Source organism: Pseudomonas sp. GW822-FHT02D10 (assembly GCF_058802345.1).
Genome location: NZ_JBXAOB010000002.1, coordinates 340528 through 360560, shown reverse-complemented (window position 1 = coordinate 360560; position 20033 = coordinate 340528). Strand labels below are relative to the sequence as shown.

Annotated in this window: 18 protein-coding genes and 1 pseudogene; 6 read left to right on the top strand and 13 right to left on the bottom strand. The window is 60.4% G+C overall.

The window, feature by feature from the left end:
• Positions 1-8: 8 nt before the first annotated feature.
• The 3 genes from AC1RPZ_RS04865 to abc-f all read right to left on the bottom strand — a co-directional run bounded on the left by AC1RPZ_RS04865 (position 9) and on the right by abc-f (position 4795).
• Positions 9-1907 carry an FTR1 family protein gene (locus AC1RPZ_RS04865; RefSeq protein ID WP_493135384.1) on the bottom strand — a complete coding sequence of 633 codons (1899 nt, stop codon included), beginning with the start codon at positions 1905-1907 and terminating at the stop codon, positions 9-11.
• Between the two features lie 159 nt (positions 1908-2066).
• The gene (locus AC1RPZ_RS04860; RefSeq protein WP_493135383.1) at positions 2067-2699 is read right to left on the bottom strand and encodes a LysE family transporter; all 633 of its coding nucleotides are present in this window, start codon (positions 2697-2699) and stop codon (positions 2067-2069) included.
• Between the two features lie 185 nt (positions 2700-2884).
• Entirely contained in the window at positions 2885-4795 is a 1911-nt protein-coding gene (gene abc-f, locus AC1RPZ_RS04855; RefSeq protein ID WP_493135381.1) for a ribosomal protection-like ABC-F family protein, read from the bottom strand.
• 50 nt (positions 4796-4845) lie between these two features.
• Between abc-f and AC1RPZ_RS04850 the strand changes: the two genes are divergently transcribed.
• On the top strand, positions 4846-5310 hold the full coding sequence (locus AC1RPZ_RS04850; RefSeq protein ID WP_493135379.1) for a TIGR02444 family protein: 465 nt from the start codon (positions 4846-4848) through the stop codon (positions 5308-5310).
• On the opposite strand, the gene AC1RPZ_RS04845 is transcribed toward AC1RPZ_RS04850, so the two are convergent.
• Entirely contained in the window at positions 5307-6251 is a 945-nt protein-coding gene (locus AC1RPZ_RS04845) for an AlgP family protein (RefSeq protein ID WP_493135377.1), read from the bottom strand. The two genes, AC1RPZ_RS04850 and AC1RPZ_RS04845, sit on opposite strands and share 4 nt — an antisense overlap.
• A gap of 192 nt (positions 6252-6443) precedes the next feature.
• On the opposite strand from AC1RPZ_RS04845, the gene AC1RPZ_RS04840 reads away from it, so the two are divergent.
• Positions 6444-7109: an FKBP-type peptidyl-prolyl cis-trans isomerase gene (locus tag AC1RPZ_RS04840; protein WP_493135376.1), complete on the top strand. Its 666-nt coding sequence runs from the start codon at positions 6444-6446 to the stop codon at positions 7107-7109.
• Positions 7110-7177: 68 nt separating this feature from the next.
• Here the strand turns inward: AC1RPZ_RS04840 and rsd are convergent, their stop codons facing one another.
• The 8 genes and pseudogenes from rsd to AC1RPZ_RS04800 all read right to left on the bottom strand — a co-directional run.
• Entirely contained in the window at positions 7178-7636 is a 459-nt protein-coding gene (gene rsd, locus AC1RPZ_RS04835; RefSeq protein WP_493135374.1) for a sigma D regulator, read from the bottom strand.
• Between the two features lie 175 nt (positions 7637-7811).
• Positions 7812-8363: a disulfide bond formation protein B gene (locus tag AC1RPZ_RS04830; RefSeq protein WP_493135372.1), complete on the bottom strand. Its 552-nt coding sequence runs from the start codon at positions 8361-8363 to the stop codon at positions 7812-7814.
• Positions 8364-8594: 231 nt separating this feature from the next.
• Positions 8595-9839 (bottom strand): heme biosynthesis protein HemY, encoded by a 1245-nt coding sequence (locus AC1RPZ_RS04825; RefSeq protein WP_493135370.1) that lies wholly within the window; start codon positions 9837-9839, stop codon positions 8595-8597.
• A complete protein-coding gene (locus tag AC1RPZ_RS04820) occupies positions 9836-10972 on the bottom strand; it encodes a uroporphyrinogen-III C-methyltransferase (RefSeq protein ID WP_493135368.1) in 1137 nt (378 codons plus the stop codon). The genes AC1RPZ_RS04825 and AC1RPZ_RS04820 overlap by 4 nt, the downstream gene beginning before the upstream one ends.
• 16 nt (positions 10973-10988) lie before the next feature.
• Complete coding sequence (locus AC1RPZ_RS04815) at positions 10989-11753, bottom strand: uroporphyrinogen-III synthase (protein WP_493135366.1); 765 nt, start codon at positions 11751-11753, stop codon at positions 10989-10991.
• Positions 11750-12691, bottom strand: a complete 942-nt coding sequence (gene hemC, locus AC1RPZ_RS04810; protein ID WP_493135364.1) for a hydroxymethylbilane synthase — start codon at positions 12689-12691, stop codon at positions 11750-11752. The genes AC1RPZ_RS04815 and hemC overlap by 4 nt, the downstream gene beginning before the upstream one ends.
• Positions 12692-12829: 138 nt before the next feature.
• Complete coding sequence (locus AC1RPZ_RS04805; protein ID WP_493135362.1) at positions 12830-13576, bottom strand: LytR/AlgR family response regulator transcription factor; 747 nt, start codon at positions 13574-13576, stop codon at positions 12830-12832.
• Positions 13573-13818: pseudogene (locus AC1RPZ_RS04800) on the bottom strand (sensor histidine kinase); the annotation flags it as partial. The gene AC1RPZ_RS04805 and the pseudogene AC1RPZ_RS04800, both read right to left, overlap by 4 nt.
• 264 nt (positions 13819-14082) lie before the next feature.
• On the opposite strand from AC1RPZ_RS04800, the gene argH reads away from it, so the two are divergent.
• Positions 14083-15477, top strand: coding sequence for an argininosuccinate lyase (gene argH / locus AC1RPZ_RS04795; protein ID WP_493135360.1), 1395 nt, complete (start codon positions 14083-14085; stop codon positions 15475-15477).
• 60 nt (positions 15478-15537) lie between these two features.
• Here argH and AC1RPZ_RS04790 read toward each other — a convergent pair whose 3' ends face one another.
• Positions 15538-16197 (bottom strand): glutathione S-transferase family protein, encoded by a 660-nt coding sequence (locus AC1RPZ_RS04790; protein WP_493135358.1) that lies wholly within the window; start codon positions 16195-16197, stop codon positions 15538-15540.
• A gap of 124 nt (positions 16198-16321) precedes the next feature.
• Here AC1RPZ_RS04790 and AC1RPZ_RS04785 point away from each other — a divergent pair, with 124 nt between their 5' ends.
• From AC1RPZ_RS04785 to AC1RPZ_RS04775, 3 genes are all read left to right on the top strand, one after another.
• Entirely contained in the window at positions 16322-16621 is a 300-nt protein-coding gene (locus tag AC1RPZ_RS04785; RefSeq protein WP_493135356.1) for a hypothetical protein, read from the top strand.
• A gap of 127 nt (positions 16622-16748) precedes the next feature.
• A complete protein-coding gene (locus tag AC1RPZ_RS04780) occupies positions 16749-16994 on the top strand; it encodes a TIGR02647 family protein (RefSeq protein ID WP_493135354.1) in 246 nt (81 codons plus the stop codon).
• Positions 16995-17178: 184 nt separating this feature from the next.
• Positions 17179-20028 carry a class I adenylate cyclase gene (locus AC1RPZ_RS04775; RefSeq protein WP_493135353.1) on the top strand — a complete coding sequence of 950 codons (2850 nt, stop codon included), beginning with the start codon at positions 17179-17181 and terminating at the stop codon, positions 20026-20028.
• Positions 20029-20033: the final 5 nt, after the last annotated feature.

Sequence of the window (20033 nt, the reverse complement as noted above, 5' to 3'; positions counted from 1 at the left end):
ATTTCCTTTTAAGAAACCTGCACCCGCCGCTTCTCGGCCATCCGACTGCGGCTGTAGAGCACGATAATCGCCAGAATCGCCACAGCCTGTGCACTCAGCGAATAGGCATCAGCGTGAATCCCCAGCCAGTCGAAGTCAAAAAATGCCACCGGACGAGTGCCGAAGATCCCGGCCTCCTGCAAGGCCTTGACGCCATGCCCGGCGAACACCACCGACAGCGCGCAGAGCAATCCGGCATTGATCCCGAAAAACAGCGCCAGTGGCAGTTTCGCCGAGCCGCGCAGGATCACCCAGGCCAGACCGATCAACAACACCAACGCCGTGGCGCCACCCGCCAATACCGCGTTATGCCCAGCCGGACCTGCTTGCAGCCACAGGGTCTCGTAAAACAGCACCACTTCGAACAGCTCGCGGTAGACCGAGAAAAACGCCAGCGCCGCAAAACCAAAACGCCCGCCGCCGCTGACCAGGCTGCTCTTGATGTAATCCTGCCAGGCCGCCGCATGGCGACGATCGTGCATCCAGACCCCAAGCCAGAGCACCATGACACTGGCGAACAGCGCGGTGCAGCCTTCGAGCAGTTCACGCTGGGCACCACTGACATCGATGACGTACGCCGCCAGCGCCCAGGTCGCCAGCCCCGCCACCAGCGCCAGACCCCAGCCAATATTGACGCTGCGAATCGCCGATTGCTGGCCGGTGTTGCGCAGGAACGCCAGCACCGCAGCCAGTACCAGAATCGCTTCCAGCCCTTCGCGCAGCAGAATCAGCAGACCCGATACGTAGCTCAGCGACCAGCTCAATCCATCGCTGCCCAGCAGGTCGGCTGACTCTTTCAACTTGGCCTTGGCAAACGCCAGACGTTGCTCGGCTTGCTCGATCGGCAGCCCGTCCTGCAACGACTGACGGTAAGCCATCAGGGATTTTTCAGTGTCTTTGCGCACCACGGTGTTGACGTTATCCAGCGAGCTTTCGACCAGTTCGAAGCCCTCCAGATACGCCGCCACCGACAGGTCATAGGCTTGATCGTGCGCGCCGGCACGGTACGCGGCGATGCTCTTGTCGAGGGTCGCCGCGGTGTAATCGAGCAACTGCGCCGGACCGCGTTTGACTTGCGGTGGTTGGGCACGCTGAGCACGGAACGTCGCCGCCGCTTCAGGGCCTTCGGCCGCCAGTACCTCGGCGGGCGTCTGGCGCGCCAGGTCAGCCAGGTTGTAGGTTTTCTGGCTTTTCGCGGCCGCAGGGTCGGCACTGAAACTGGCGATATAGGTTGCCAGGTCCCAACGCTGACGCTCGTCGAGCTGATCGGCGAAAGACGGCATGTCAGTGCCCTCGACGCCCAGCCCAAGGGTGCTGTAAATCGCATAGAGGCTCAGGCGATCCTGGCGCGAAGCATCACGCAGGTTCGCAGGCGCCGGCTCCAGGCCGACGCCTGCGGGGCCATCACCAGCGCCGGTGTCACCGTGACACACCGAGCAGTGCTGGGCGTACAGCGGCTCACCACGCGTGGGATCCGGGGTGATAATCGGCGCCTGGCTGACTTCATACGCCACCGCCAGTTTCGCACCCAGTTGCCGCGCCTGACGCGCCACGCTCGCGCCGTCCTGACGCTCAGTCACGGCCGTTTGCAAAGTCGCGACGCCCTGCTCCAGCTCAGCCTTTTGCGGCTTGGCCGGCAACGCCGCGATCAAACCTTGCAGCGCCTGGAGAAACTCCAGTTGCTCCCGGTATTCGGCCTCATCGATGACCTTGCCTGCCTCGACCGCAGCCGGGTAATCGGCGCCAATGTAATCGAGCACGTGCAGAGCTTGAGGAGCGCCTTCCACGGTGTCGGCCAGCAGGTTGAAACTGCACAAAGCAAACAACGGAAAGACCAGCCAGGCCAGGAAACGGGACGGGGCAGTCATGAATGAATCTCAATTGGTAATAAGAAGTAACGCATTGTTCACTTCCAATGACTTTCACTCAAGCTTTGTTGCAGATCGTATGGGTTTTCAAAACGCACAAACGAAAAAGGCGACCTCACCGGGTCGCCTTTCTTTATGGCTGAAAAATGGCTGAAAACGTTATACCGCGGCTTTACGAATGGTCGCCAGCAAACCTGCCGCGCCAATGAACAAACCGGCGAAGGTGCGATTCATACGGCGCTGCTGCTTGGGTGTACGCAGCAAGCGCAACACCTTGGACGCGAGGCCGGTGTAACCCGCCATCACAATCAGATCGACGCAGATCATGGTCACGCCAAGGATCAGATACTGCGCCACCAGCGGCGCGTGGGGGTCGATGAACTGCGGCAGCACCGCCAGCATGAACACCAACGCCTTGGGGTTGCTGACATTCACCAGGAAACCGCGAAACACCAGCGCCAGTGGCTTGCCGATCTGCCGAATGGCTGCGTCATCGCTCATGTTGCTGGGCAGCGCACGCCATTGCTTGACCGCCAGATACACCAGATAAGCCACGCCAAACCATTTGATCGCGTAGAAAGCCGTGGCCGAGGTGGCGAGGATTGCGCCCACACCGGCGGCGACAATCGCGATCTGCATCGCCAGACCCAGTTGCAGGCCCAAGGCGTTCCAGTAGCCGCGCCAGAAACCGTATTGCAAGCCGCAGGACATCGACGCAATGGCGCCGGCGCCCGGGGAAAGGCTGATCACCCAACAGGCGGCAAAAAACGCCAGCCATGTCTCAAGCACCATCGCACACCTCGACTCAGACTCGTTATAGACGTCTAAGCTAATGTGCTGGCCTGCGAATGACTATCGATTTTTTGCAGAAAAACTACCCTGCCGACCAGCGTTACCGGCAGCCTGGCCACTTTCGAAGCCGCTCGGCAACACGTCGCTGCCGTGCCTGCGTCGTACCGAGCGCTGGAAGGCCTCCGTCAGGACAGCGCCTCCAGCTCCGCCTGCATGCTTTCGAGCAGTTCCAGGGCTTCCATCCAGGTTTCTTCAAGCTCGGCTTCGCGAACTTTCAGCTTGGCCTGTTCGGCCAGCAGATCACGCAGCTCGTTCTTGCGCGCCGGCTCGTACATATCGCTATCGCCGAGGCTGGTGTCGATCTTCGCCAGCTTCTCGTGCAACTTGCCCAACTCGGCTTCGAGCTTGTCAGCTTCGCGTTTATGCGGCGCCAGTTGCTGACGCAACGCAGCAGCGGCCTGACGCTGGGCTTTCTTGTCGGTCTTGTCCGGGTTGACTGGCGAGTTGTTCACCGGTGCATTGCGCTGGCGATAATCGACTAGCCAACGGGCGTAGTCTTCCAGATCGCCGTCGAACTCTTCGACCTTGCCATCGGCCACCAGGAAGAAGTTATCCGTGGTGCTTTTGAGCAGGTGACGATCGTGGGAGACCACCAGCACTGCGCCACTGAATTCCTGCAGGGCCATGGTCAGCGCCAGACGCATTTCCAGGTCCAGGTGGTTGGTCGGTTCGTCGAGCAGCAACAGGTTCGGCCGGCCCCAGGCGATCAACGCCAGCGCCAGTCGGGCCTTTTCGCCGCCGGAGAAATTCAGCACCGGCTCGTCGATCCGCGCACCGCGGAAGTCGAAACCACCGAGGAAGTCGCGCAGGGTCTGCTCACGTTCGGTCGGCGCCAGACGCTGCAAGTGCAGCAACGGGCTGGCCTTGGAATCCAGCGAGTCCAGTTGATGCTGGGCAAAGTAGCCCACGACCGTGTTCTCGCCACGGGTCAGTCGGCCGGACAATGGCTCGAGTTCACCGGCGAGGTTTTTGATCAGCGTCGATTTACCGGCACCGTTGGGGCCGAGCAAACCGATCCGCGCGCCGGGAATCAGTTGCAGTTTGACCTTCTCCAGCACGGCTCTCTCGCCGTAACCCAGACGGGCATCGGAGAGGTCGATCAACGGACTGGAAATTTTCACCGACTCGCGGAAGACGAAGTCGAACGGCGAATCGACGTGGGCGGCGGACAACTCTTCCATCCGCTCCAACGCCTTGATCCGGCTCTGGGCCTGACGGGCCTTGGTGGCCTGGGCCTTGAAGCGGGCGATATAGCTTTCCATGTGCGCACGTTGCGCCTGTTGCTTCTCGTAGGCCTGTTGTTGCTGGGCCAGACGTTCGGCACGGGCACGTTCGAACGCCGAGTAGCCACCGCGGTAGAGGGTAATCTTGCGCTGATCGACGTGAGCCACATGATCGACCACGGCGTCGAGGAAGTCGCGGTCGTGGGAAATCAGCAGCAAGGTGCCGGGATAGCTCTTGAGCCACTCTTCCAGCCAGATGATGGCGTCGAGGTCCAAGTGGTTGGTCGGTTCGTCGAGCAACAACAGGTCCGACGGGCACATCAGCGCCTGCGCCAGGTTCAGACGCATCCGCCAGCCACCGGAGAAATCTCCGACCTGACGATCCATCTGCTCATTGGTGAACCCCAGGCCCGCGAGCAACTTGCGCGCCCGGGCGTCGGCGGTGTACCCGTCGGCGCTGTCGAGTTCTGCGTGCAGACGCGCCTGCGCGGCACCGTCATGGGCCGCTTCGGCTGCGGCGAGATCACGTTGCACCTCGCGCAGGCGCAGGTCACCATCGAGCACATAGTCGACCGCGATGCGATCGAGGGTGTCGATCTCTTGGCGCATGTGGGCGATGCGCCAGTCGGCCGGCAAGAAGCAGTCACCCGAGTCCGGGTGCAGGTCACCCAGAAGCAAGGCGAACAGGCTCGATTTGCCGGCGCCGTTGGCACCGATGAGGCCGGCTTTGTGGCCGGCGTGCAAGGTCAGCTCGGCGTCTTCTAGCAGACGTTGCGGGCCACGCTGTAAAGTAAGGTTCTGAAGTCGGATCATAATGGCGGCGGAGTCTACCAGCTTCGCTCGCAACTGGCGCGAGTAGCACTATGTCCTCTGACCTGTGGAGCTTTTCCCTTACCCTTTACACCCGACCGGGTGTTGAAGACGCCTGCCTGAAGCTGCAAGCAGCCGGGGCCAATGTTTGCCTGCTGTTGTGCGCAGCCTGGCTCGGACATCGCGGCGTGAGATGCAATGCACAACGCCTGCAACAACTCCAGCACCTGGCCGGGCCGTGGCATACGGAAGTCGTGCAACCGCTGCGACAACTGCGCACGCAGTGGAAGGCCGCGGCCCTCGACGACGAGGAACTGAACACGTTACGAGCGCAAGTCAAAGCTTTGGAGCTGGAAGCGGAGCGGCAACTGTTGTTGCGCCTGGAGAACGCGGCGCAAGCATGGCCGGAAGGTCAAGCCAAAGACTTGGCCGTGTGGCTGGAAGGATTGACGGCGGGCGCCGCCAACCTGAACCGCGACGCGCTGCATCAGCTGCGCGTCGCGGTGACCGGCACTTAGGAAGCGCGGGTCGGGGTGCTGATAGTGCTTGCAGCCGCTGCCGGTGCAGGCGAAGCGGCTGGAGCTGGCGAAGCAGCCGGTGCCGGCGTCGCTGGTTTGGCGGCCGCTGGTGCGGTTGCCGGTTTTGCAGCCACTGGCTTGGCGACAGCAGGTTTTGCCGCGACTGGCTTTTTCACCGCTGGCTTGGCAGCGGGTTTCGTAACAGCGGGTTTGGCCGCGCTGGAAGTTGCCGGCTTGGCAGCGGCAGCTGGCTTGGCCGGTGCTTTGGCAACTGCTGGCTTGGCCGCTGCGGTTTTCGCTACTGCAGGTTTGGCGGCCGGTTTGGCAGCGGCAGTTTTAGCAGCCGGTTTGGCTGTTGGTTTGGCGGCAGCTGGTTTAGCAGCGGTCGGTTTGGCAGCCGGTTTAGCGGCGCTGGCAGCGACTGGTTTTTTCACTGCAGGTTTGGCTGCTGCTTTCGCTGGAGCCTTGGCCGGTGCTTTCGCGGCTACCGGTTTGGCAGCTGGCTTTTTCGCGGCGGTAGCTGCGGTGGCTGGCTTGGCCGAACGCAAGGTCAGCGTTTTGCCGACAGCCTCTTTCACGCGACCAATACCCTGGGCCAGTTTCAGGCTTTCCTGGGCATCGCGCTTGAGCTGCAAAATGTAGCTACGCGTCTCGGACTGACGATCCTTGAGCGCATCAAGCAGATCTTCAAGTTCTTGTATCGCATCTTTGGCCTTGGCTTGTGCCTTGGCTTTGCCGGCCGCCGCAGCGTCCTGCAATTTGGTGCGAGAGTTGTGCAGTTTTTCCTGTGCTTTTCCGCGCTGCTTTTCCAGTTTGGCGAGCAGTTTTTCAGCATCAGCCAAGGCTTGGGAACAAGCGTTTTCCAAATGCTCGAGCAAGCTGCCCGAAAGCTGATGGAGTAGGTGCAACGGAGTATTTACAGGCTTCTTATTGGCCGACATGGTTTACCTCCTGGCTGACGTGAGTGCGGCTCATACTAGACCTCTGCTGCTACCGCCGCTAGGGCATGTTGACAGTATCGATTGCTGTGCGTTGCACCCAATTGAAAATGTTCTGCACACACGTCAAAGCAGTTCACCGGTCACGGCATCCTCACTGGCATAATCCCCCGCATCTCAGGCTGGAGAGTGCCCATGTCGCGTTACCTTTTTTTACCCTTATGCGTGTTTTTTTCGATGGCCCAGGCCGCGGAAAAAACCACGGAAAATGACGCCCATGATCTCGCCTACAGCCTGGGTGCAAGTCTGGGTGAACGTCTGCGCCAAGAGGTTCCCGATCTGCAAATCCAGGCATTGGTGGAAGGCTTGCAGCAAGCCTATCAAGGCAAGCCACTCGCGCTGAAAGATCAGCAGATCGAAAAGATCCTGGCCGAGCACGAAGCGCAAATTGCCGAGCAGCCAGCCATACCGCAAAGCGAAGTTGCGCTGGACAAGGAACAACGTTTCCTGACGGCCGAGAAGGCAAAACCCGGAGTTCGCGAACTGGCGGATGGCATCCTGCTGACCGAACTGGTCGCGGGCAATGGTGCCAAGCCCGGCCCCAATAGCAAGGTGCAGGTTCGCTACATTGGCAAGCTGCCCGATGGCACGGTGTTCGATCAGAACAGTCAGGCGCAATGGTTCAGCCTCGACAGCGTGATCAGTGGCTGGCGCAGTGCACTGCAACAGATGCCGGTGGGTGCGAAATGGCGCCTGGTGATTCCATCGGCCCAGGCCTATGGCGCTGACGGCGCAGGTGACCTGATCGCACCGTTCACGCCTCTGGTGTTTGAAATCGAATTGCTCGGCGCGACCGGCTGAGCAATCCTGCAAACGAAAAACGGCGCGCAGAGCGCACCGTTTCAAAGACCGGTTACAACAAGGGAAACTCAGGCTTGCTCTGGAGTTTCTTCCTTGTGAGCCGTGTGCAGCACTTCGATCAGGCAATCTTCCAGTTCGAAGCGCTCGTGCAACAGACCGCCGAGCTCCTGGAATTTCTCGGCAACGCACTTGCCTTGATCGCAGAGATCGTTGAAAGCCAGCAGCTTCTCGGTGATCACATCGATGCGCGGATAAATGGTTTCGGCCAATTCAAGCCCGCGTGAGTCACCGAACGCCTTGGCTTCGCCCGTCAGCTGTTCGTAGATTTCGAAGTGGCCGGCAGAGACGTAATCGACCAGGACACCACAGAACTCCTGCAACGGCTTGCGGTTTTCGCCCAGAGCCTCAGGCTTGGCGCCGAGAGCATCATAGGCTCGAACCAGTTCGTGACGCTCCTGCAACCAACGATCGATCAGCAGATGCACTCCACCCCAGCGTTCCTGAGCATTCTGACAACTTTCGAGCATGGTGATCTCTCTTCCCTTATGGGTAATGCCGCCCGCACTCGCCGCAAGACTTGAAGATCAAGATTTGGCCAGGCAGAGCACCATCGAGTAACAATTCCAATGATACGTGCGGGCCAGATTATGCCCGCGCGCCAACAGCTTCAAGGTACGCAGGAGATAAAGTTCATACAAGTGTTTAATCGTCCAGCCTGCCCCGGTGCGACGACTCGCCGCTGATCGGTCGCTGATACGCGTACCAGACCAGCCGCTCGATCTGAAAAGCCCCGAGAATCGTCACTGCGACAAAAAACAACAGACTCCATTCGGGAATACTCAGGTCGAACAGCGTCCAGGAAATTTCCGCACAGTCAGCGGTTCCGCTGAATACCCGTTTCACAACACACAGCCAGGGCATGTCGGTGAACAGACCTTCCAGGCCGGGAGAGCACCCCGACACGTGTTGAGCCGGATCGCTTTGCAATACTACCTGGCGCCACGCCGTCACCATTCCCGCTAGGCTACTGAACAGGCCGAGCAACCAATAGAGTAAACAGCCCAGGCGCATGGGCCCGTGCAGCACGGCAATCAGGCAGACCGTCGTGAACAGGGCCAGAAAAAACCGCTGTACCAGACACAGTGCGCACGGCTTGAGCCCGATTGCGAACTCCAGATAGTACGAAGCACCCAAGGCCAGGGCACCCGCGATGAAAGCCATGAAAAACAAGGAGCGTGTGCAGGCCAAAGACATGGCTTATCCGTAACAGAAGAGACAGGTAGTTACGGTAGAGGAAAGCCCTCTGGCCTTTCAAGGCAACACCGTGTGGAGACTTCGCCACAGATGTAAGGAATTCCCGACAGAAGAGACAGGACCAAATGTAGTCCATTGTAAGACGCTGCCTACAGCCGGCGTACCGGGGGGAAATTTCGCGGTTTTCAAACGGCCGGGTCGCCTGCTCGGGCGACCCGGTCATCCAGCACCTTATGCTTGTGCGCGCGCAGGCACCGGCAAAGGCGAGGCCAGCAGGCGCTTGTCTAGCAGGCCCAGGCCTTCCTGGAAGAGCTGATTACTACGCTCGGTATCACCCAGCTGAGCCAGCAGGCGTGCGAGCTCGGCACAGGCCTCGGGATTACGCTGTACACGCAGACTGCTTTCCAGATAGTCCCGCGCCTTGCCCCACAGGCTGCTTTGCAAGCACAACCGACCCAGGGTCAGCAGCAAGCTCGGGTCACCAGGATGGTCCTTCAACCAGCCCTCAGCCGTCTGCAATTGCCGCGCCGGGTCGCTGCCACGCAGCAAGCCATACAGTCGTGCCAGATGGCTGTCATATTTACGCTTGAGTGCCCCGCGCAAAACTTCCTCCGCCTCGACCTCCGCGCCCAGTTGTCGCAACTGTTCGGCATAGGCAAGCACCAACTGCGACTCTTGGCGCTGAGCGGACGTCAGCTGTTGCCAGGCGCGGTTGAGCGCCTGTAAACCAACGGCGCCGTCTTCCTCCCGACGAGCTGCCAAGGTGAGGTTTTCACCCCAGGCCCGACGCTCCAGCTCCGTCAGCTCGCTGGCCGGCAGAACCTTGTCCTTGCGCAATTCCGGCAACAGGCGGATGACCGCCGACCAGTCGCCGCGCTGCGCAAGCAAGCGTTGCAACTGACGCAAGACCTGAACGCTATGAGGATGACGTTCGTGCATGGCCTGCAGTGTTGTCAGCGCACCGTCGGTATCACCACGGTCGGTCTGCAACTGCGCGTGACTCAAGGCAATCGCCAACTCGGCCTGAGGCTGACGCTCCAGCGCACGCTCCAGCAGGCTGTCGCTTTCGTCATAGTGGCCCTGCTCGTTCGCCGCTCGCGCGGCACCCAGGTAGTAGAGCAGCGGCTGGCGTTCCGCTTCAGCGGCGCGATACAGGTGACGCTGAGCGCTGGCCCAACGACCTTCAGCAAGGTCCAGCTGACCGTGCTCGATCGCCACTTGCACACGACGACTGCGGTTGCGGTTCGACCATGGGTTGACCACACCACTGGAAGTGGCCACCAACTCGATCAGCATCTTGATCCCCCACAGCACCAGCCAGATCACCGCCACCAGTGCCAGGGTCGCCCACAGACTCGATTCGTAGCGGAAGGTCTTGTAGGCGATCAGCACGTAACCCGAGTGTTGGGCGATGGCCAGCCCCAAGACCCCGGCGGCGGCGATGAGCAAAAACACAATCACATAAAGTCGCTTCATGGGCTGGTCCCCGGCGCAGTGCCCGCGGCTGGCTTGACGACAGGTTTCACCGAGTCCTCGGCACTGACGTTACGCCGCTCCAGGTAAGCCTGCACCGTGCTCAGGGTGGTGGTCAGGTCAGGCGTGATAACCGTTACCGGTTGCTTGCTCAACTCGGCAACCTGTTCGAGCATCACTTTGCTTTGCGGGTTGTCCTGATTGAAGCTGCCCTTGAGTACATCACGTGCTTCGGCCAGCGCCTGGGTGTACACCGACGCCTGGCCGTTGAGCGCGGCCCATTGCGCTTGCTCAAGTGTCAGGCCCAGAGCCAGACGAACCTGGGTCAGGCTTTGCCCGGCGAGCAATGGACGAATGTTTTTATCGGCGTTGAAATCGATGCGAATGTAGCGCGAGATCTGGTCCCACCATTGCGCCCAGCGACTGGCACCATCGCCTTCGGCAGTCAGGCCCGACAGCGAATCGCGCTCATGAAACTCGGGGGCGAGCTCACTGAGTTCGACCACTTGATCGCGCAGGGCGCCCAGTTGCAGGAACAACCCGGTGCGATCCGGTTGCTCGGTACTGCGCAGCGCTGCAAGACTTTTTGCGATCTGCTCGCGGGCGGCGAAAGAGCCCGGATCATTCTGCTCGCGGAGGATTTCATCGGCACCTTGCACCAGCGCCTGAGCGCTGCTGATGTCCTGCAAGGCAGACAGACGCAAGCTGGCCAGACGCAGCAGGTGCTCGGCCTCGGCCAAACGCCAATCCTTGCGGCTGGCGCCCAGAACCGTTTCCAGACGCTGATTCAAGCGCTGCTGGTCGCCCTGCAACTGAATCACCAGGCGTCGCCGGTCTTCCAGTTCATCGGCAGGCGGTAATTGTTCAAGCCGGGCCGTCAGACGCTGTTCATTGAGCTTGAGGCTTTGCGCCTGATCATTCAGGGCCTGCAATTGCCCCAATTGTTGCTGGTTGTTGGCTTGCAGGCTACGCACCTGCCAGATCCCCCAACCACCAGCGGCAACACCCGCGGCGCCCAGCAACATTGCCAGGATTACCAGCCCGTTGCCACGACGCGGCTCAGGGCTCTTCACAGTTTCAACCGGCGCATCAAGCGCAGGCTGGACTTCATCTTTAGGCAAGGCTGTTTCGCTCACGTATCCATCCTTTGCATTAGAGAACGGGCCGGGTTTCCCGCAACGCCGTTAGCAAAGCCGTAGCACTGGCGCCACGACAATCCACAACTGTTTGGGCGCCTGCGGCCAGCGCCATCTCGGCTACCCGAGGGCTCGGAACAAACAATGGCAACCGCGCCAACTCAGACCAGGCACTGCCCGCCAATAGACGCAGGTGCTCAAAACCCTGTCCACTGCTGACCACCAGGCCATTCAAGCGTTCCGATTGAATCCGCTCAGACAACGCGCCCTTGGCATACTGCGGCAAGCCGCGACGGTACAACTCCAGATAATCGACACTAGCACCTTGCTCGCGCAAACGCTCTGCGAGCAGTTCACGTCCACCCTCGCCGCGCATGATCAACACACGAGCATCGGGCCGTGCGATAGCCTCGCGCAATTGCCTCAGTTCAAGCAATGCTTCGCTGTCATCGCCCTCATCAGGACAACTCACATCGAGGCCATAATCCGCGAGAATCTGCGCCGTCGCCGCGCCCACGCTGAACCAGCGCTGGACCGGTGGCTGCGGCCAGCACTGGCCGACCAGATCCAGCCCGATCCGCGCTGCTGGCTTGCTCACCACAATCACCGCACAATACTGATCCAGCGCCAGAATCATCGTCCGCTGCGCATCGGCATTCGGCAGCGGTTCGATGTCCAGCAACGGCAGGCTGCTGCTGAACACCCCGGCCTCGGCCAGAACGGTCGCCAGCGCCGCCGACTCATCGATTGGGCGCGTCAGCAGCAAGCGCCAGTCCGTCACTCTGGATCGGCCTCGCCGTAGACCGCACGCAGAATGTCATCGGCACCCTGCGCCAACAGGTCTTCAGCAACCTGAACGCCCAGCGCCGCTGCCGCACTTTGCGGACCACGAGCCTCGGCAGTCAGCAGCAGACCACCCTTCGGATCACCCACCAGACCACGCAGCCAGATCTGCTCGCCTTCGAGCACCGCATAACAAGCGATCGGCACCTGACAGCCGCCATTCAAATGCTTGTTGAGCGCACGCTCGGCGGTGACCCGGATGGCGGTGTCCTGGTGATGCAGAGGGGCGAGCAGTGCATGAATTTCACTGTCGGCGCTGCGGCATTCGATGCCGACCGCGCCCTGACCGCCAGCGGGAAGACTGTCGTCGACGCTGATCGAAGAGGCGATGCGATCTTCGAAGCCCAGGCGAATCAAACCGGCTGCCGCGAGGATGATCGCGTCGTACTCACCCGCATCGAGCTTGGCCAGGCGCGTGTTGACGTTGCCACGCAGGAAGCGGATTTGCAGGTCCGGGCGACGGGTCAGCAACTGTGCCTGGCGGCGCAAGCTGGAGGTGCCGACCACGCTGCCCTGTGGCAGTTCGTCGAGGCTGACATAGGTGTTGGAAACAAAGGCGTCACGAGGGTCCTCGCGCTCGCAGATGCAAAACAGACCCAGACCTTCAGGGAAGTCCATCGGCACGTCTTTCATCGAGTGCACGGCAATGTCGGCTTCGTTTTCGAGCAACGCGGTTTCCAGCTCTTTGACGAACAGACCCTTGCCGCCGATTTTCGACAATGGCGAGTCGAGCAGCTTGTCGCCGCGACTGACCATCGGCACCAGCGTCACGACCAGACCCGGGTGGGCTTGTTCCAGACGAGCTTTGACGTATTCGGCCTGCCACAAGGCCAAGGCACTTTTGCGGGTAGCGATGCGGATTTCGCGAGGGGACATGGATCAATCCGTACTGAATAGATACGGCAGATAATAACAGCTCAGCCAAATCCGCTTTGACTTGTATCAGAAACTTCGCGGCCTCCCTGGCCTCACCTGCCCGGCAATGGGGAGTGAAATCCGTGCGCGAACAGCGGGCTAAAGCTGTTGCATCATCTTGCGCACACCTGCGACATGACGCCTGCTGACAATCAGCGCGTCACCGTTAAGACCCTTGAGAAATAGCTGGAAGTGCCCAAGCGGCGTGCGCTGCAATCGCTCGATACGCTCGCGCGCCACCAGCGCATTGCGGTGAATACGCACAAAGCGGTCGCCAAATTCGTCTTCGAGGGCTTTCAACGGCTCGTCCAGCAGAACCTCGCCCGCTTCGTGGCGCAAGGTCACGTATTTGTGGTCGGCGATAAAATAGACCACTTGAGCCAACGGGATCAGCTCGATGCCTTTGCGGGTTCGTGCACTGATATGGCTGCGAGGGCCACTGCCGCTTTCTGCCGCTGGCCGAGTCAGCGCCGCGAGCTGAACGCGGTTGGGGCGCTCGGCTTTTTTCAGGGCGTCGAGCAGCTGCTCCGAACGCACCGGTTTGACCAGGTAACCCACCGCGCTGGTTTGCAGGGCGTCCAGGGCAAATTCATCCTGGGCCGTACAAAATACCACCGTCGGTGGCGTCTCGCGCTCACACAAGCGGGCAGCGACTTGCAAACCGTCGAGGCCAGGCATGCGGATGTCGAGCAGCACGATATCGGGCTTCAGGCTGTCGATCAGGGTCAATGCCTCATCGCCATTGGTGGCGCTGGGCTCCAGGACACTGTAACCCTCGAGCTCGCCGACCATACGGCTCAGGCGCTCGCGGGCTTGGGGTTCGTCATCAACGATCAGGACATTCATATTGCGCTGGATTCCTGCGTGAGTCTCGCACAAGGATAGCGTAGACAGGTGAAGTGACGTCCGTCACCGCGATCCACGCTAAGACTAGCGCGAGCGCCGAAAAGTGCCGCACGTCGGGTTGCAATATTTATCGGTGCCTGCGCAGTTCCATTCGAAGCCAGCCGCGGCGTGGCGTCACCGTAGGGATTGCTGATACACAATATGAACACCCCTCTTCTCTTATAGTCGGCGTCGACGCTGACGTTGCGCGCTTTACAGCAATGCGGTTGAGGTTCACCACACGATCGACAATTGCGCTGACCCTCAAGTCCAACTGTAGACGTTTGCCACGACGAAAGTGCTCATTTGACAAATATCGTTGCGTAATCGCAGAGGCAGCCCTTTGAGTATGGCCGGCCAAATAAGAAAAAAACGTATCGACCAGTGTCACCGACAGGATTGGCAACCCTGTTATTATCCGCAGCAGGTTTTACGCCATCTTCCTTCAGCCGATCACGAGCGAATTCATGAGCACTGACAAGACCAATCAGTCCTGGGGCGGCCGCTTCAGTGAACCCGTCGACGCTTTCGTCGCCCGCTTCACCGCCTCCGTCACATTCGACCAACGCCTCTATCGTCACGACATCATGGGCTCTGTCGCCCACGCCACCATGCTCGCCAAGGTCGGCGTGCTGACCGATGCCGAGCGCGACAGCATCATCGACGGCCTGAAGACCATCCAGAGTGAAATCGAGGCCGGTACCTTCGACTGGCGTATCGACCTCGAAGACGTGCACATGAACATCGAAGCGCGTCTGACCGACCGCATCGGCGTCACCGGCAAAAAGCTGCACACCGGCCGCAGCCGTAACGACCAGGTGGCGACCGATATCCGCCTGTGGCTGCGTGACGAGATCGACCTGATCCTGGGCGAAATCACCCGCCTGCAAAAAGGTCTGCTGGAACAGGCAGAGCGCGAATCCGGCACCATCATGCCCGGCTTCACCCACCTGCAAACCGCACAGCCCGTGACCTTCGGTCATCACATGCTGGCCTGGTTCGAAATGCTCAGCCGCGACTACGAGCGCCTGGTCGATTGCCGCAAGCGCACCAACCGCATGCCGCTCGGCAGCGCTGCACTGGCCGGCACCACGTACCCGATCGACCGCGAACTGACGGCCCAATTGCTGGGCTTCGACGCTGTTGGCGGCAACTCGCTGGACAACGTGTCGGACCGCGACTTCGCCATCGAATTCTGCTCGGCCGCGAGCATCGCGATGATGCACCTGTCGCGCTTCTCCGAAGAGCTGGTGCTGTGGACCAGCGCACAATTCCAGTTCATCGATCTGCCTGATCGCTTCTGCACCGGCAGCTCGATCATGCCGCAAAAGAAAAACCCTGACGTCCCGGAACTGGTGCGCGGTAAAAGCGGCCGGGTATTCGGCGCGCTGATGGGCCTGCTGACCCTGATGAAAGGCCAGCCACTGGCCTACAACAAGGACAACCAGGAAGACAAGGAACCGTTGTTTGACGCCGCCGACACCTTGCGCGACTCGCTGCGGGCGTTTGCCGACATGATCCCGGCGATCAAGCCAAAGCACGCCATCATGCGTGAAGCGGCACTGCGCGGTTTCTCCACGGCGACCGACCTGGCGGATTATCTGGTGCGCCGTGGCCTGCCGTTCCGCGACTGTCACGAAATCGTCGGTCACGCGGTCAAGTACGGCGTGGAAACCGGTAAGGATCTGGCGGAGATGAGCCTGGAAGAACTGCGCAAGTTCAGCGACCAGATCGAGCAGGACGTGTTTGCCGTTCTGACCCTGGAAGGCTCGGTGAATGCCCGTAACCACATCGGCGGCACTGCGCCGGTGCAGGTCAAGGCAGCCGTGGTTCGCGGCCAGGCGCTGTTGGCCAGCCGCTAAGCTTTCGCGGTCCCAAAAGATCGCAGCCTGCGTAGGAGCTGCCGCAGGCTGCGATCTTTTTTACTTCCTGGAAGCAATCATCGCCAAAAACCCTGGCATCGCCGCTTCCTTGTCCGCCGCAATCCGCTTGGCATGCGGTGTCTGCTCCAATTGCTCAAGCAATGCCCTGGCAGCCGGCAGTTCGGCCAACAGATCCAGATCGAAGAGCTTTTTGCCGACCGCGCAGGCCAGGCTGAGGCTATACAGGAAGTACAGATCCGCCACGCTCAGGGTTTCGCCCGCCACGTACGGCGCGAACTTGCCGTGACGTCCCAGCGACGCAATCCCCAGCAGCAGTTCGGCCTTGGCTTTTTCCTTGATCGCTTCCGGCACCGGCATGCCGAAAAAGGCCTCAGCGAAACAGGCGCGAGCCGGCAGTTCGATGTACAGCTCGATTTCCTTGGCCAGCGCCAGAACCTGAGCCCGCTCGAACGGTGTTTTAGGCAGAAGCGCTGGACCTGTTTGCGTGTCTTCGAGGTACTGAAGAATCACGCTGGTCTCGTTGACGAACCCTTGTTCGACACCCAACACCGGAACCTTGCCGCGCGGGCTGATGGCCAGCGCTTCAGGGCTTTGACCGGCGTAAAACGCTACTTCCTCAAAGGGCAGGCCCTTCTCCAGCAACGCATGTTTAACCATGTTGTAGTAGTTGCTGACGGAAAATCCATAAAGCTTGAGCATCACATAGCCTCCAGGCCGTGCAGGGGTTGGCAGCGACTGTTATAGAACGTCGGGGGCACTCTCGCCAGCAGCATCGCACTGCTGAATGCAGGTAAACTGGCGACCTTTCCTTGAGGAGCCTGCCATGAGCGAGCCAACCCCCGGCACCAACAAAGACGACGATATCGACGACGAAGAGTTCGCCGAAACCACCCTGATCGAAGCGATCGAAAACCAGATCGAAAGCGACAACCCGCCAGCCGCCAAGGCGACGTTCAACAAACTGACCCTGGTCGGTTACGAGCGTGAAGAAATCCTGCAATTGATGGCCCACGTTTTGGCCGTTGAAATCGACGCCATCCTCGAAGAAGACCGTGCGTTCAATACCGAATGGTATGAAACCGCGCTGCGAGCACTGCCAGAGTTGCCGCCAGAAAAAAAGTAAACCATCAGATCCGTAGGCGCGCACTCGCGCCTGCGGCGAAAAGCTCTAAGCCAACACTGGACAGCTCGCCCGAGTGCGTTCACCTTAGGGACGCTATCGTCTAATTCCTAGAAAGTCTGGAGTCCTTATGTCGCTTACCCCTGAGCTGGTTGCCGAACTGGAAATCCTTGCACTCTTCAACCTGGACAGTTCCCAGGAAGGTTTGAAAATCCATCAGACCGCTGCCCCGAAAGCCATTGCCGCCGCACAACGCCTGTTCGAAAAGGAGCTGATCACCCAGCCCGATGGCGGTTATCTGACCAGCCTGGGTCGCGATGCCGCACAGAATGTGCAGTCCGTTCTGACCATCCTGTCCGTTAAAGAAACCGCATAATCGCCACCGTATCGCCCACGGAAACCCCTGCTACGGGATTTCCGCGGGCAGACTGTCGCCCATCGATAGAAAATTGACGTCAGAAACCAAAATTCAGCTTAAAAGTCCTGAGCGTCAGGCTGTAAACTGCCCGCTGCCCTGAGACTTTCCCACGTTCGAGCACTGCGAGCTGGTTTGAGCTGACATGACCCGCACCCATGAAATCCGCCCCGACCTGGACGAAGGAATCGATCGCAAGGTTCTCAGCCAGTTGCGCGCGCGCTTTCTCAAGCTCAATGACGGCCGCCTGGCCCGAGCCATGGAAGGGTTGTCACCCCGCCAGCAAGGGGTGCTGACGCTGCTGCCGCTGTTCTTCCACGTCAATCACCCGCTGTTGCCAGGTTACGTTTCGGGCAGTACGCCGGCCGGGCTGTCAAACTTCGAGCCTGACACCACGGCGCTCGCCGAAGCGCAACGCCTGACCCGCTCCTTCTCCTACAAGCCCCGCCACGGCAATCCGCCGCGGCCGATTCATGGCTTGTTCCTGATGGGCAGTCTCGGCACCCTCGCTCAGGCCGATCAGAGCGACATGGACGTGTGGGTCTGCCACGCCTCGGACTTGAGTGAAAACGAACTCGCCGAACTGCGTAAAAAGTGTCAGTTGCTGGAAGTCTGGGCCGCCAGCCAAGGCGCCGAGGCGCATTTCTTTCTGATCGACCCGCAACGTTTCGTCCGTGGCGAACGCGACACCCAATTGAGCTCCGACGACTGTGGCACCACCCAGCATTACTTGCTGCTCGATGAGTTCTATCGCACCGCCATCTGGCTCGCCGGGCGCACGCCGATCTGGTGGCTGGTGCCGGTATACGAAGAGGCCGGCTACGACCAGTACACCCATACGCTGCTGTCTAAACGCTTTATCCGCGCCGACGAAACCCTCGATCTCGGCCACCTGGCGCACATTCCGCCCGGCGAGTTCATCGGGGCCGGGCTCTGGCAGTTGTTCAAAGGCATCGAGTCACCCTACAAGTCGGTGCTCAAACTGCTGCTGACCGAGGTCTACGCCAGCGAACACCCGAATGTCGAATGCCTGAGTCTGCGCTTCAAGCACGCGGTGTTCGCCAACCGCCTCGACCTGGATGAGCTGGACCCGTACATCGTCGTCTACCGGCGCATCGAAGAGTACCTCACGACCCGCGGCGAGCCGGAACGTCTGGAGCTGGTTCGGCGTGCCTTGTACCTCAAGGTCAATCGCAAGCTGACCGACACCCGTGGCCAGCGCAGCAAAAGCTGGCAGCGCCTGCTACTGGAGCGACTGGCTCAAGAATGGGGCTGGGATCACCGACAACTGGCGATGCTCGACAGCCGCAGCCAATGGAAAGTCCGCCAGGTCAGCTCTGAGCGCCGCGCACTGGTCAACGAATTGAACTACAGCTATCGCTTCCTGACCCAGTTCGCCCGCACCGAACAAACCGTCAGCCTGATCAACAAGCGCGACCTCAACGTACTGGGTCGCAGGCTGTACGCGGCCTTCGAACGCAAGGCCGACAAGATCGAGTTCATCAACCCGGGCATTGCGCCAGACCTGGCTGAAGACACACTGACACTCGTCCAGTCAGCGAACAAGAAAGAACCGGGGCAGACCCACTGGGGTTTGTACAACGGTAACCTGAGTAATCTGGAGTGGGAGCATTTCGCGCCGATCAAGCGCAGCCGCGAACTGCTGGAACTGCTGACCTGGTGCCACCGCAACGGCGTGATCGACAGCAGCACGCGCCTGGCCTTACACCCCGGCAGCAGCGACTTGAGCGAATTCGAACTGTTCAACCTGCTGGGCAGCCTGCAACAGACCATCGCCCTGCCCCTGACCAGCGTCAACGAAGAACAACTGCTGCGCCCCAGCGTGCCGAGCGAAGTGCTGATCCTGGTGAACGTTGGCGTCGACCCGCTCAAGCATCACCGCGACCTGAATATCCTGATGACCACCGAGCGCACCGACTCGCTGAGCTACGCCGGGGTGCGCGAGAACCTGGTGCTGACCCTCGACCAAGTCACGCTCAACAGCTGGAACGAAGTGCTGGTCAGCCGCTACGACGGCGCCCACGCCCTGCTCGACTGCCTGCGCGATTACCTCAACAACCTGCCGAGCGGCCCGGAGCAACCTCGACTGCGAGTGCGCTGCTTCTGCCATAACCGTGCGCAGTTCATCGCCCAACGTGTCGAAGAAGTCCTCGATACCGCGCAGAACCTGCTGCTCAGCCAGCTCAATCATCGCTACCTGATTCAGGTCCAGCAGCATTACCACGTGCTGGAACTGGTGCCCGGTCAGGTCAAGCATGTCGCGCTGGCCAGTCTGCCGGCGCTGCTCGATTACCTGAGCGAAGACCTGACACGCTATAGCCCGCTGCAACTGGACCCGATGGCACTGGAGGATCACGATCTGGCGTTGATCCTGCCGATGGGGCAGCCCGACTGCATTCAGGTGTTCTACCGCATCTACGATGCCTGTGCCGAGTTGTACGTGCTGGATGAGTTCAATGCCCTGTGGCAACAGCGCCAGCCGTATCACGACGAGCAAAGCCTGCTGGTGCCACTGCAACGTTTCCTGCAATCGATCCTGTATCGCCGTGACGCGCTGCTGCCGATGGATGCTGCTCAACCGGTGACGGTGCTGGAAACCCTGTACTACCAACTGCTGCCGTCGGGCACCCAACGTGCACGCCGGGTCGAGCCACGGCCGGCGCCACGGACACCGGTGAACAAGCCGTTCTACGACGTGCAGGCGATTGTCGGCAAAGCCGTACCAGGGCAAGGACAGGTCACCCTGTATTGCAATCAGCGAGAGTTTTCCGAGCTGGAGCACGGCGACCAGCTTTTTGCCGTGGTGGCGCAGGAGATCGTCGGGCAGCGTCGCGAGGCGCAACACTATCGCTGCTACATCACCGACCTGGACCTGTCCGGCCTGCTCGGTGATGGTCAGAGTTCAAGCAATCTTTACCTGCGCTACAAGGCAGACCTGGAGCGCGCACTGAACAAGGCGCTCGAACAGGTCTGAGGCGT

Bases quoted from the DNA above. Each gene is read 5' to 3' on its own strand.
- AC1RPZ_RS04865 (WP_493135384.1), bottom strand. From the start codon at position 1,907: ATGACTGCCCCGTCCCGTTTCCTGGCCTGGCTGGTCTTTCCGTTGTTT.
- AC1RPZ_RS04860 (WP_493135383.1), bottom strand. From the start codon at position 2,699: ATGGTGCTTGAGACATGGCTGGCGTTTTTTGCCGCCTGTTGGGTGATC.
- abc-f (WP_493135381.1), bottom strand. From the start codon at position 4,795: ATGATCCGACTTCAGAACCTTACTTTACAGCGTGGCCCGCAACGTCTG.
- AC1RPZ_RS04850 (WP_493135379.1), top strand. From the start codon at position 4,846: ATGTCCTCTGACCTGTGGAGCTTTTCCCTTACCCTTTACACCCGACCG.
- AC1RPZ_RS04845 (WP_493135377.1), bottom strand. From the start codon at position 6,251: ATGTCGGCCAATAAGAAGCCTGTAAATACTCCGTTGCACCTACTCCAT.
- AC1RPZ_RS04840 (WP_493135376.1), top strand. From the start codon at position 6,444: ATGTCGCGTTACCTTTTTTTACCCTTATGCGTGTTTTTTTCGATGGCC.
- rsd (WP_493135374.1), bottom strand. From the start codon at position 7,636: ATGCTCGAAAGTTGTCAGAATGCTCAGGAACGCTGGGGTGGAGTGCAT.
- AC1RPZ_RS04830 (WP_493135372.1), bottom strand. From the start codon at position 8,363: ATGTCTTTGGCCTGCACACGCTCCTTGTTTTTCATGGCTTTCATCGCG.
- AC1RPZ_RS04825 (WP_493135370.1), bottom strand. From the start codon at position 9,839: ATGAAGCGACTTTATGTGATTGTGTTTTTGCTCATCGCCGCCGCCGGG.
- hemC (WP_493135364.1), bottom strand. From the start codon at position 12,691: ATGTCCCCTCGCGAAATCCGCATCGCTACCCGCAAAAGTGCCTTGGCC.
- AC1RPZ_RS04805 (WP_493135362.1), bottom strand. From the start codon at position 13,576: ATGAATGTCCTGATCGTTGATGACGAACCCCAAGCCCGCGAGCGCCTG.
- argH (WP_493135360.1), top strand. From the start codon at position 14,083: ATGAGCACTGACAAGACCAATCAGTCCTGGGGCGGCCGCTTCAGTGAA.
- AC1RPZ_RS04790 (WP_493135358.1), bottom strand. From the start codon at position 16,197: ATGCTCAAGCTTTATGGATTTTCCGTCAGCAACTACTACAACATGGTT.
- AC1RPZ_RS04785 (WP_493135356.1), top strand. From the start codon at position 16,322: ATGAGCGAGCCAACCCCCGGCACCAACAAAGACGACGATATCGACGAC.
- AC1RPZ_RS04780 (WP_493135354.1), top strand. From the start codon at position 16,749: ATGTCGCTTACCCCTGAGCTGGTTGCCGAACTGGAAATCCTTGCACTC.
- AC1RPZ_RS04775 (WP_493135353.1), top strand. From the start codon at position 17,179: ATGACCCGCACCCATGAAATCCGCCCCGACCTGGACGAAGGAATCGAT.